This is a genomic window from Escherichia sp. MOD1-EC5495, from assembly GCF_002965965.1.
Classification (GTDB): Bacteria; Pseudomonadota; Gammaproteobacteria; order Enterobacterales; family Enterobacteriaceae; genus Escherichia; species Escherichia ruysiae.
This window is the reverse complement of the sequence record NZ_PTRI01000007.1, coordinates 75,369-88,150: the sequence shown is the minus strand read 5'-3', so window position 1 is coordinate 88,150 and position 12,782 is coordinate 75,369. Positions and strand designations below refer to the sequence as shown.

The window sequence follows — 12,782 nt, the reverse complement described above, 5'->3', positions numbered from 1 at the left end:
GGTTAAGCAAAGTGCGCGGAAAAGCACCATTCCCCTGGGGAATGGTGCCGGTGACGATTATTTTCTCTGGTAGTCGATGGACAAACCGTAGCCCTGAACACCATCTGCGCCAATTGTGAGGCCGCCTTCGCTGTAGTCGAACGCAGTCTTCGCTTCGGCATTGGTAACCGGGATAACCAGGTCGCTGTTGTTGTAGCTCGGGTTGACAATCCCCCCCGCCGTCCGCAACTGCAGACTGGTGCCGGTAAAGCGCCAGCGGTAGTTGTACTGGCTGGTAACCTCTTCACCCGTATCGTAGGAACCGTTGCTGTTTTTATCTTTCCACAGCATGACCTGATAGGTGGTATTCGTTTTAAGTTTGGTATCTTTACCCAGCAGGTTGGTATTGATATCCTTCTCGTGAATGACAACTTTAACTGCGTCATCAAATACTGGCCCTTCAGGAATATCATCGCTGTCAGAACCACCGCCTGCATTAGTAGAGAGATCCAACAGCACCAGTTGTTCTGCGACGTTAGGGTCGCCGGTTGTCGTGGTTGGGGTAATTTTCAAACCGATATAGCGGTCAGCATCTGCTGCGGCAATGGTGTAAGTATCACTGCCAGCAGTACCGATCTCCTTCGGATCGCCCCCCGCCTGGTCACTAAAGCTCATCCATTGCAGCGTCGCTTTTGTCGCGGTGTTGTTGTCATCAAGATCGCCCTGGGTATCGCCAATGGCCCAGTTTGCCGTTAACTTATCGCCAACATGAAATTGCTTTTCGCCATCCGTAGATGCAGTACGACCACCGCGATCAACGGTTATGGACACATGAGATTTATCGGCGTCGGTGATTTCTGTCGCGCTACGGGTTATCCACGGCACTGTACCCTGAATCGTTCCGGTTGATTGCGTCTCTGATTGCCACTGGCCAGCTCTTAGATTGCCCTGCCCTTCTGCCATGGCGGCAGGTACTGCGCAGTACCCTGCCAGAGCCAGTGCCAGCGCGACTTTGGTCATCGGTCGCTTTAAATAATGTTTCATTCAACTCTCTCCTTGATTAATTTCCAGCGGCTGGCCGATCGGCCATTACGCCGATCTAGTGCTTGCTGTAAACCACACGTAATCCATATCCCTGCACGCCATCTTCTTTTTGAGCACCGAACTTCTGCACGGCCTCGTCGTTGGTGGCAGGGATGACAATATCTTCATTACTGGTATTCGATTGCGCACCGGTGTAGCCATTAACGCTGTGCCCGGTAAATTCCCACTGGTAGTCGTATTGCGCCATCTCTTCTTCCGTCAGTTTTTCCGACTGCTGGAAAACACCATCTTTATTGGCGTCACGCCATAAGACAAAACGGTAGGCGTTATCCACAGGTAAATGCTCTTTCTCATTGTCGATAAGATTGACGGGGTTAGTCGCAGATATACGGTAGATAAACGCATTAACATCATTCCCCCCGGCACCAAGGAATGTCACATCCACATAGTTGCTGTCGTCATACGGAGCAGCTTTTGCTTTCCAACGGAAAGTGCCGGGTAACGTACTGGAGAGTGTGACGGTTCCTTTCTCTTTATCTTGCTTCGCGATAAAGACACAGGGGTTATCGGTTGAGCAGGGCTTATTGGCGAGCGTGACTTTTTTGTCTTGTGCATCATAAAGTTGTGGACTCAGACCATTGTCTGGAAGCGGATCACCGTTACGATCCGTGTCATCACCAAAACTGTCAGTGATATCAAGATCCATCACCACGCCATCGACACCATCAGCCTGGGCGCTGGCTTCATGGCTGTGATTGTTTTCTTCAGGCACGTTAGCAATGTTATTGACGATCAGCTCAATTTTACGATCCTGCTGTACGGTGATTTCTACCACACCGGAGTTTTGCCGATGACCCTTTTCATCTTCCAGCGCCAGACGCACTCGCCAGGTGTTGAGCTTTTCTTGTTCGGCTTGATCAGAGCTGTATTGCCAGGCAGGCAACACCAGATTCCAGTGATTATTGTTACCCTCGGTGATGGTGTTGGCTTTCACCACAGGCATCACTAGCGTGCGGGCGGCATTGTTTTTCGCCTGCCAGGAGGCGGCGACAATTTTATAGTGATGGTTGATCAGCGCATTAATGGTCCACTTACATTTTTCCAGTCCCACCGCAGCTTCCGGGGTGTCCTTGATAACACATTCCGGATGTTCGTTAGTGGAATCAGCCTTTAGCCAGAGCGTAACGTCGAGAGGGTCTTTTTCTTTATATTCCAGAACAATAAAATTATTTCGCTCAACAAAGTCATGTCGGCTACCCATCAGCGAGTGGGCTGCTTTGACATTATCGCTATTCAGTTGATCTTTAAGTGGTACACCGAACTGATAGTTAACGGTAGCGTTAATACTAAGATCACGGTTATCTCCAGTGCCTGCTTTATATTCCGTCCCGACTGTCAATAACGGAACTGGTTGATAGTTAACTCCAAGCGTCACCGCATACGGATCTTTCTCTAAATTATCAGTGCCGAACAGCGCAACTTCGTCACCATAATATTGCTCGAAAACAACTTTGCCCCCCAACTGTGGATAAGAAGGTAGCCAGGCTTTCGCACGAACATCCCAACCACGCGCAGGTCGTTCTAAATAGAAGTCGAAATCTTTTGAGTCTTTCCAGTCAGAAAGTGGATGGTAATAGTTACCAGAAAGTTTTAAATAATCCGTCCAGGCTTCAGTCCCTAACCCTAAACGGCGATGTCCGCGAGTGAAATCATAATCGTAAAATATATTTCCACCCAGAAGCCATTTATCAAAATTATGCCTCACCCCAAAACCTATATTACCTATCGTGCGTTCTTCTTTACGTTGGGCTGATAACTGGCTGAAATAAACACTTTTTTGATTGTCATATAAAGGAACAAAATAGTCGATTGAACTACCGTCCAGGTCGCCATCCTGGCCGATAGAAAGATTTGAGCGGACTTTACCGTATGGAGAAAGCGCGCCTTCAATATAAGACTGCGCAGATGAGGTAATTTGCCCTTGCAGATAGCTTCTGGCCTGGGATTCCAAAGCTTCTGGGGTCAGGTTCTCAAACCCCTGCCGGGCGGATTCGGCGACGTAGTTGGCACCACGCTCTTTGAAGGATTTACCTTTATTATTTTGTTCTTCTTGTAAGGCTGCTTCGCTTCCCAAATCCGGTAATGAAGAGTCACTTTGCTTAACCTTTATCTCTGGTGTCGCATAAGCAGCACCAGAGATAAAAATTAGCATAAAATAGCGTATCCATCGCAACATGCCTTTTCCCTGTAACTATTTTATAATCTGAAATTAGCTTCGGCATTGTATTCCAGATAGTTCAAAGATTGCACACCAGAAATGCTAAATATATTCTTAAAGTTATAATAATGGGAGTTTGTTCACTCTAATTACGTGTTAAAGTAATAGAAAATAGCTCATAAAATTTATACCGGGAATATATAAAAGAAAAATATATATTCCCGTGATATTAAGCAGTGGTAAATTCAACGCGTTTTTTAGAAATTAAACCGTGTCCATTCTGGCAGAAATAATCCACCGCGCCACAGGCTTTTAATACCTGTAACGGCTGATGACAGTCAGGGCAAAGCGCCTGAACAGTGAAATCTTTATCGCAAGTTGTGCAGTGAGCCGTCTCGCCATTGCGTTCGAGAGGGCTTTGGCAGACTGGGCAGTTGAGTTCCATATTTCTTCCTCGCGATTGGTTGGGTTTCCCTTCCTGGATGGCAAGAGAAACCCAATAAGTAATTACTTACTTTTCTTAATGTGCTTCATCAGACGCTTACGTTTACGCATCTGGGTCGGCGTTAGAGTGTTACGCTTGTTCGCATACGGGTTTTCCCCTTCCTTGAACTGAATACGAATCGGCGTACCCATCACGTCCAGAGATTTACGGAAGTAATTCATCAGGTAACGTTTGTACGAGTCAGGCAGGTCTTTCACCTGGTTGCCGTGAATCACCACAATCGGCGGGTTATAACCACCAGCGTGGGCATATTTCAGCTTCACACGACGCCCGCGAACCAGTGGCGGCTGGTGATCTTCAACAGCCATGGTCATGATACGCGTCAGCATAGATGTCCCCACACGACGGGTAGAGCTGTCATATGCTTCACGTACTGATTCAAACAGGTTACCAACACCGCTACCGTGCAATGCAGAGATAAAATGCACACGAGCGAAGTCGATAAAGCCCAGACGGAAGTCCAGCGTCTCTTTCACCTGCTCTTTCACTTCCTGGCTCAGGCCGTCCCATTTGTTCACCACAATCACAAGTGAGCGCCCACTATTGAGAATAAAGCCAAGCAGGGAGAGATCCTGATCAGAAATACCTTCGCGTGCGTCAATTACCAACATCACAACGTTGGCATCTTCAATCGCCTGCAATGTTTTGATTACCGAGAACTTCTCTACCGCATCGGTAATTTTTCCGCGTTTACGCACGCCCGCAGTATCAATGAGCACATACTCACGTCCGTCACGTTCCATCGGAATGTAGATACTGTCACGCGTCGTGCCTGGCATGTCGTAAACCACGACGCGCTCTTCACCCAGGATACGGTTAGTGAGTGTAGACTTACCGACGTTTGGACGACCAACAATCGCCAGTTTGATCGGCAGACTTTGCGGATCAAAGTCGTCTTCCTCTTCTTCTTCGCCGTTCTCTTGCGCTTCAAATTGCGCCCAGTATTCAGCGTCTTCGTCGACTTCTTCTTGCGGCGCGATATCTTCCATCCACGGCAGCAGCACGTGCTCCAGCAGACTTAATACGCCACGACCATGCGAAGCGGCAATTGGGTAAATTTCACCTAAACCAAGTGAATAAAAATCAACGATTGCTTGATCCGGGTCCAGTCCATCGGTTTTGTTCGCCACCAGGAAGGTTGGCTTTTCGCGGGAACGCAGATGTTTGGCAATGGCTTCATCCGCAGGCATCAGACCCGCGCGCGCATCCACCATAAACAGCACCACATCCGCCTCTTCAATCGCCAGCAGCGACTGTTCCGCCATGCGAGTTTCTACACCGTCTTCTGTACCGTCAATCCCGCCGGTATCAATACAGATAAACTCGCGGCCTTCAATTTCCGCACGACCGTACTTACGGTCACGAGTCAGACCCGGGAAATCCGCAACCAGCGCATCTCGGGTGCGAGTTAGACGGTTAAATAACGTGGATTTTCCTACGTTAGGGCGCCCGACAAGCGCGACCACAGGTACCATGTTTAAAGCCTCATTTTTATAAATCATCAGACAACGCACGCTATTTTCGCGTCGTTGTTAAAAACAGGAAAACGGCTCCTGTCCAGGAGCCGTTTTCAAAGTGAACGACAGAGACGATTAACGTGTAATGGAGTACACGGTTCCGTCTTTTGCCTGGATCAGCAGTTTGCCATCAGCGGCAACCGGGTCAGTCTGGAAACCGGAGCTATCAACTTTTTGTTGGGCAACGAAACGTCCATCTTCCACATTAATCCAGTGCAGATAACCTTCGCTATCACCCACCACCAGGTTGCCATTATACAGCACCGGAGAAGTCAGCAGGCGGTGCAGCAGATCGCTTTGTGTCCACAGCGTCACGCCACCATCGATGGTCAACGCCATTACCCGGTCATTTTGATCAACCAGATAGATACGGTTACCGTCGACAATGAAATCATTCACCGAACCCAGTTCGCGTTTCCACATAATCTGACCACTGCGCAAATCAAGCGCCGTCAGGTTACCATTATAGGCCAGCGCGAAAACAACACCGTTCACAACCACTGGCGTAGTATCAACATCGCTCAGACGGTCAATTTCGGTTGAACCGGTCGCCTGGGAGATACGCTGCTGCCAAATCATCTGTCCCTGCTGCATCAACACAGCACTGACGCGACCATTATCGCCACCGACGACTGCCGCACCAAATGCAGTTGCTGGCGCAGACTCACCACGCAGAGAAAGCGAAGGCATATCAAGGTTAACAGTCCATTTAACAGCGCCGTCAGCTTCGTTCAGCGCCTGCAGCTGACCGTTGCTGGTGTGAATTAACACCAGACCGTCGCTGACCACCGGGCGAGAAAGTGCTTCACCCGCTACTTTGGTTTGCCATGCCACAGTGCCATCGCTGGTGTTCAGCGCGTAAACCTGCGCTTTTTCGCTGCCAATATAGACATGACCACCTGCGACGGTCACACCGCCAGAAAGTAATGCCGGCTCTTTAGATAACCAGCCATCTTTCTCAGCCAGGCTGACAGACCAGATTTCTTTACCATCATCCGCATTCATCGCCTTTACCAAACCAGCGCGATCGGCTGCATAGACAACGTTATCCGCCAGTGCCGGATGAAGATTAGAGTAGAAGTTACCAATGCCGCTACCAACGGAAGTGCTCCACGCCGTGGTCGGCGTAAACTGGTTTTCAACGGTCGGCAATGAGGACATCTTGACCACATCTTCTTCACTGTTAAACAGCGAACAGCCGCTTAAAAGGGTAACGGAAAGCACTCCTGGCAGCAGTAATTTACGCAATTGCATCGGGTCCCTCTCAGATGGACAAATTATTAATTTTCATCTGCATCATTTCGCTCAGTGCCGGGGTCACATCGCTTTTCACGCCTGCTTCCCATGCACTACGCGCACCTTGCTTATCACCTTTGCTCAGTAATGCTTCACCACGCAAGTCGGCAACAATGGCAGCCCACCCTTCACCTTTTATGGTATCAAGGGTTTTCAGCGCAGCATCAGTCTGCTTGAGCTGCACCTGAACTCGGGCAAGACGCAGATTTATCACGGCTTTGAGATTTTCATCGCTCGTGTCCGCCAACCCTTGTTGCAATTGAGCGGCGGCTTTCTCTAGTTCATTTTTGTCAACAAATTGCTGCGCAAGTTCCAAAGAAGCCAGCGCGCCGTAAGTATTTTTATTTTCAGCAGCAAATTTTTCCGCCGCTGGGATGCTGTCCGGTTTGCCTTCGCTAACTGCGGTAACCGCATTTTGATAGGCAAGAGAAGCGGAGCGTGCGGACTCAACCTGATGGCTGTTCCAGTAGCGCCAGCCAATCAGTGCGCCAACGCCTAAAATCACCCCAACAGCCAGTGCTTTGCCATTTTCAGCAAAAAAGCGTTTAACCGCTTCAACCTGGTCGTTTTCGTTCTCGTAAATTTCCACGCTGTCCTTCTCCTTCCTTAACCCAGTAACGTGTGCAAATGCGCGGCTACGCTATCCTGCGCAACTGCCGTTTGCTCACCAGAGCGCAAATCCTTCACTACTGCCGTGCCATTAGCTACTTCAGACTCACCCAGCACCACAGCAACGCGGGCACCCCATTTATCAGCACGGGCAAACTGTTTCTTAAAGTTGCCGCCACCGTGGTTGGTCATCAGTTTCACGCCAGGTAATTCATCACGCAGACGCTCAGCTAATGCCATAGCCGCAGATTGTGTATCAGTACCCGAAGCCACCAGGTATATATCGACAACGGGATCGGCTTTAAATTCCGGGTTAACTGCCTGAACTAACAACACCAGACGTTCGAGACCCATCGCAAAACCGACTGCCGGTGTGGCGCGACCGCCCAGTTGTTCCACCAGACCGTCATAACGACCGCCCGCGCACACCGTGCCCTGGGAACCGAGGCTGTTAGTGACCCACTCAAAAACGGTACGATTGTAGTAATCCAGACCACGCACCAGACGCTGGTTTACGGTGTAGGCAATGCCTGCGCTCTCAAGCAGTTTGCACAGACCGGCAAAATGCTCGCGAGACTCTTCATCCAGATAATCGCCCAACGCCGGAGCGTCGTTGAGTAACGCCTGCACTTCCGGATTTTTGGAATCCAGCACGCGCAACGGGTTGGTGTACATACGACGTTTACAGTCTTCGTCCAGCTTTTCTTTATGCTGTTCAAGGAACGCAACCAGCGCATCGCGGTAATTGGCGCGAGCTTCCAGCGAACCAATAGAGTTCAGTTCGAGAGTAACGTGCTCAGAGATACCCAGCGCACGCCACCAGCGGGCGGTGAGCATAATCAGTTCGGCATCGATATCCGGGCCTTGCAGACCGAAAACTTCGCAGCCCAACTGATGGAACTGACGATAACGCCCTTTCTGCGGACGCTCGTGACGGAACATTGGCCCGATATACCACAGACGCTGTTCCTGATTGTACAGAAGACCATGCTCGATGCCGGCGCGTACACAGCCCGCCGTCCCTTCAGGACGCAGAGTCAGGCTGTCGCCATTACGATCCTCAAAGGTGTACATCTCTTTTTCAACCACGTCGGTGACTTCACCAATCGCACGTTTGAATAGCGGGGTCTGCTCTACAATCGGCAAGCGGATTTCACTGTAACCGTAGCTGCCGAGCACGTTTTTCAGTGTGCCTTCAATGCGCTGCCAGATGGCCGTTTCGCCAGGCAGGTAATCGTTCATGCCGCGAATGGCTTGAATGTTTTTTGCCACGTTTATTCTCTTTCTGAATATAAAAATGAACCCTCAACGCTTCCCTCAATATTTCGGGAGCCATGCGGGTTCAATCATACACGGGAAGCGAGGCGCTTCCCATCACGTTATTATTTTTCAACCTGCTGAACGTCAATTCGACGCGCTTCGTCCAGTTGGCTGGCTTTCGCACGAATGCGTGCTTCCAGCTGATCGATCATGTCGTTATTGTCCAGACGGTCTTTGCGCACGCCATCTTCATAGAGGCCGCTTTTCTTGTTGCCGCCCGTAACGCCAAGCGTAGAAACCAGCGCCTCGCCTGGGCCATTCACCACGCAGCCAATAATCGAAACGTCCATCGGGGTGATGATATCTTCCAGACGTTGCTCCAGCGCGTTAACCGTACCGATAACGTCAAACTCCTGACGTGAGCAGGTCGGGCAGGCGATGAAGTTGATGCCACGCGAACGAATACGCAGCGATTTCAAAATATCAAAACCGACTTTGATCTCTTCGACCGGATCAGCCGCCAGCGAGACGCGCAGCGTGTCGCCAATGCCTTCCGACAACAGCAGACCTAAACCAATGGCCGATTTCACCGCCCCGCTGCGTGCGCCACCGGCTTCGGTGATCCCCAGGTGCAACGGCTGATCGATCTGTTTTGCCAGCAGACGATAAGACTCAACCGCGAGGAAAACGTCAGATGCTTTCACACTGACCTTGAACTGATCAAAGTTCAGACGATCGAGATGATCAACATGGCGCATGGCAGATTCCAGCAACGCCTGCGGCGTCGGTTCGCCATACTTTTCTTGCAGATCTTTTTCCAGCGATCCAGCGTTAACACCAATACGAATCGGAATGTTTTTATCGCGCGCACAGTCAACCACCATGCGAATGCGTTCTTCATTACCAATATTGCCTGGGTTAATGCGCAGACAGTCAACGCCGTATTCCGCTACTTTCAGTGCAATGCGATAGTCGAAGTGGATGTCGGCCACCAGCGGTACGTTAACCTGCTGCTTGATGAGCTTGAACGCTTCTGCCGCGTCCATCGTAGGTACAGAGACGCGAACGATATCAGCGCCGACACGTTCCAGCGCCTTAATTTGATTGACCGTTGCTTCGACGTCTGTCGTACGCGTATTGGTCATGGACTGTACGGCGATGGGAGCACCATCACCAATCGGCACATTCCCAACGTAAATACGTGTTGATTTTCTACGTTGAATTGGAGCCTGGTTATGCATGAAAAATCTCCCGCGTTACCCGTCTGTTACTGCGCCGGTGATTGTTCGGCATTGAGGGTCAGACGCGCAACCTGGTTAGTTCTGATAAAACGACTCAGATCGACAGGTTTCCCTTGATACTGGATCTGTACTGCGGCTGGTGCACCAATTTTCAGTTTATACGGTGCCTGACCGCTTAAATTCAAATTACCGCCTTTACGCTGCATCCCACTGAACAGTTTTTTGCCGGTAGAATCGGTGACTTCCAGCCAGCAATCAGCAGTAAAGTTCATCACCAGCGCATTAGGATCAGCCGCTGGAGTGGTCACGCCAGCCTGATCGATTGGCAACGGCGCAGCGCCATCTGGCGTTGTTGTTGCAACCGGCGCCGCTGGTGTAGTAGTAGCCGCGATATCAACATTTGCCTGTGAAGGAGGAACAACCGCGTCCTGCTGCGGCGCTACAGCGGGTGCTGGCGTCGTCACGGCTGGTGTTTGCGTGTTCGTGGCGGTGGTATCTACAGCCGCAGGCGATGTAGTCGTCTGGGTTTCGGTAGCTGATGTATCTAACGGTACACTCTGACTCTGGTTATTATTCAGCTCCGCAGTGGATTGATCAGCCATGGTGCTAATTTCTTCCTGCTGGGCTTTGTGATCCTGCCACCACCAGGCACCGCTCAGGCCAATCACCACAAACAGCACCAGCCAGGTGAAAGTCATCAACCAGCCATCGCGTTTTTTGCGGCGTTTGCCGAGGGAAAAACTCTGCATTGGCGCAACTTTTGCGGCTCGCAGTGGAGCCTGCTTTTCCAGTCCCGGCAGCAGTTCTTCTTCCGGAATATGGACCAGACGCGCATAAGAGCGGATATACCCGCGCAAGAATGTTGAAGCAAGATCGGCGGGTGCCTTATCTTCTTCAATGTCGCGTACCGTGGAAACCTTCAAACAAAGTCGTTCGGCAACGGCTTGCTGGCTAAGTCCAAGTTGTTCACGGGCATTACGCAAGCGAGCGCCGGTGGTAAGTGCTTCATTTTGGTCGTGCGTGGCTTCAGTATTCATTCGCTGCAGGTACGTTTAAAAGAGAATTGGGATGCCGGTGAACCATCACGCCCACCCACACCGCGAAACATCCGTAAAGTTAACCTTTATCATACAGTATAAGACTGTCTGTGTGCTCGTGACAAAGCCCACATGAATCAAAGCTAACTTACTGTTGCATCGTTACATACTGCCTTAAAGTCAGCAAAAACGCACCGTTAATATTGATCAGACAATTGCAACTTAATGCTACATTCATAAAACATTACGCCACGGTACATAAAGTAACCGTGGCGTAATGGCTATCAGACCGTTTTAATATCGATGGCTTCACCCTGCATCCGTTTACGCAGAGTACGTTTAGTACGGTCAATGACATCGCCCGCCAGCTGACCACAGGCGGCGTCGATATCATCACCACGAGTTTTACGCACAATGGTGGTGAAACCGTAGCTCATCAGCACTTTTGAGAAGCGGTCGATACGGCTGTTCGAACTACGACCATACGGCGCGCCCGGGAACGGGTTCCATGGGATCAGGTTAATCTTACACGGCGTATCTTTCAGCAGCTCCGCCAGTTGGTGCGCGTGTTCAGTGCCATCGTTAACGTGGTCAAGCATCACGTATTCAATAGTGACTCGGCCCTGATTAGCATTGGATTTCTCCAGATAACGGCGCACTGCAGCAAGGAACGTTTCGATATTGTACTTTTTGTTGATTGGTACAATTTCATCACGAATTTCGTCGTTCGGCGCGTGCAGGGAAATTGCCAGCGCAACGTCAATCATATCGCCCAGTTTATCCAGCGCCGGAACCACACCGGAAGTGGAAAGCGTCACGCGACGTTTAGACAGACCAAAACCGAAATCATCGAGCATGATTTCCATCGCCGGAACGACATTGTTCAGGTTGAGCAGCGGTTCGCCCATGCCCATCATCACTACGTTAGTGATCGGACGCTGACCAGTGATTTTTGCTGCGCCGACGATTTTCGCCGCACGCCACACCTGACCGATGATTTCCGACACCCGCAGGTTACGGTTAAAACCCTGCTGGGCAGTGGAACAGAATTTACACTCCAGCGCACAACCAACCTGCGAGGAGACACAAAGCGTGGCGCGGTCGTCTTCCGGGATATACACCGTTTCGACACGCTGATCGCCAACAGCAATCGCCCATTTGATGGTGCCGTCGGATGAACGCTGTTCTTCAACCACTTCCGGTGCGCGGATTTCCGCCACCTCTTTCAGTTTGCCACGCAACACTTTGTTGATGTCGGTCATCTCATCAAAGTTGTCGCAGCAATAGTGATACATCCACTTCATCACCTGATCGGCGCGGAAGGGTTTTTCACCTAAATCTTTAAAAAACTCCCGCATCTGCTGACGGTTGAGATCCAGCAGGTTAATTTTTCCATCTTTCGTGGTGACGTTTTCAGGTGTGACTAATTGTTCAGACATATGCTATTCCGGCCTCGTTATTACACGTTATGGCCCCTGGAGGGTTGAAAAAAGAAACGCCCCGGTGAGCGGCTGCTCGTCCGGGGGCGCTGCATTGTACAAATTCTGGCGCACGGATGCCACGTTTGCACGCGGCATTTACGAAATTATTAACGGGTGCGCGGGCACACTTCGCCTTCACCGAAGAAGTAGGCGATTTCGCGAGCGGCAGATTCTACAGAATCGGAGCCATGAGTGCCGTTTTCAGTCAGGCTGTCAGCGTAGTCTGCGCGCAGAGTTCCCGCCAGAGCGTTCGCCGGGTTGGTCGCGCCCAGCAGATCGCGGTGACGCTGAACGGCATTTTCACCTTCCAGCACGGAAACGACGATCGGACCAGAGGTCATAAACTCAACCAGACCATCAAAGAACGGTTTCCCATCGTGTTCAGCATAAAAGCCACGAGCCTGCTCAACGGTCAGGTGCAGCATTTTGGTGCCGACAATTTTGAACCCTGCAGCTTCAAAGCGCGCAAAGATATTACCAATGACGTTTTTTGCTACCGCGTTCGGTTTGATGATGGAAAAAGTACGTTCAATAGCCATTTTTACCTCTGTAAATTATTCTGTTGTTGTCTGTACCAGCGTACGAGATGGCGCGG

Annotated in this window: 11 protein-coding genes; all 11 read right to left on the bottom strand. The window is 50.6% G+C overall.

Features of this window, described 5'->3' with window-relative positions; genetic code table 11:
• Window positions 1–57 precede the first annotated feature (57 nt).
• Window positions 58–1,023 (bottom strand): SinI family autotransporter-associated protein, encoded by a 966-nt coding sequence (locus BEG40_RS07485; RefSeq protein ID WP_000683614.1) that lies wholly within the window; start codon window positions 1,021–1,023, stop codon window positions 58–60.
• Between the two features lie 55 nt (window positions 1,024–1,078).
• Complete coding sequence (gene sinH, locus BEG40_RS07480; RefSeq protein ID WP_105285160.1) at window positions 1,079–3,259, bottom strand: intimin-like inverse autotransporter SinH; 2,181 nt, start codon at window positions 3,257–3,259, stop codon at window positions 1,079–1,081.
• A gap of 211 nt (window positions 3,260–3,470) precedes the next feature.
• Entirely contained in the window at window positions 3,471–3,686 is a 216-nt protein-coding gene (locus BEG40_RS07475; RefSeq protein WP_000422360.1) for a zinc ribbon domain-containing protein, read from the bottom strand.
• Between the two features lie 62 nt (window positions 3,687–3,748).
• On the bottom strand, window positions 3,749–5,221 hold the full coding sequence (gene der, locus BEG40_RS07470) for a ribosome biogenesis GTPase Der (protein WP_016158778.1): 1,473 nt from the start codon (window positions 5,219–5,221) through the stop codon (window positions 3,749–3,751).
• Window positions 5,222–5,338: 117 nt separating this feature from the next.
• Window positions 5,339–6,517, bottom strand: a complete 1,179-nt coding sequence (gene bamB, locus BEG40_RS07465) for an outer membrane protein assembly factor BamB (protein WP_105285159.1) — start codon at window positions 6,515–6,517, stop codon at window positions 5,339–5,341.
• A 10-nt stretch (window positions 6,518–6,527) separates the two neighbouring features.
• The gene (gene yfgM / locus BEG40_RS07460) at window positions 6,528–7,148 is read right to left on the bottom strand and encodes an ancillary SecYEG translocon subunit YfgM (RefSeq protein WP_000409213.1); all 621 of its coding nucleotides are present in this window, start codon (window positions 7,146–7,148) and stop codon (window positions 6,528–6,530) included.
• A gap of 17 nt (window positions 7,149–7,165) precedes the next feature.
• Window positions 7,166–8,440, bottom strand: a complete 1,275-nt coding sequence (gene hisS / locus BEG40_RS07455) for a histidine--tRNA ligase (RefSeq protein WP_016158779.1) — start codon at window positions 8,438–8,440, stop codon at window positions 7,166–7,168.
• 110 nt (window positions 8,441–8,550) lie between these two features.
• Complete coding sequence (gene ispG / locus BEG40_RS07450) at window positions 8,551–9,669, bottom strand: flavodoxin-dependent (E)-4-hydroxy-3-methylbut-2-enyl-diphosphate synthase (RefSeq protein WP_000551807.1); 1,119 nt, start codon at window positions 9,667–9,669, stop codon at window positions 8,551–8,553.
• Window positions 9,670–9,695: 26 nt separating this feature from the next.
• A complete protein-coding gene (gene rodZ, locus BEG40_RS07445) occupies window positions 9,696–10,706 on the bottom strand; it encodes a cytoskeleton protein RodZ (RefSeq protein ID WP_021551220.1) in 1,011 nt (336 codons plus the stop codon).
• Between the two features lie 284 nt (window positions 10,707–10,990).
• Complete coding sequence (gene rlmN, locus BEG40_RS07435) at window positions 10,991–12,145, bottom strand: dual-specificity RNA methyltransferase RlmN (protein ID WP_000003311.1); 1,155 nt, start codon at window positions 12,143–12,145, stop codon at window positions 10,991–10,993.
• Window positions 12,146–12,294: 149 nt separating this feature from the next.
• Window positions 12,295–12,726, bottom strand: a complete 432-nt coding sequence (gene ndk / locus BEG40_RS07430) for a nucleoside-diphosphate kinase (protein WP_000963837.1) — start codon at window positions 12,724–12,726, stop codon at window positions 12,295–12,297.
• Between the last annotated feature and the right edge of the window lie 56 nt (window positions 12,727–12,782).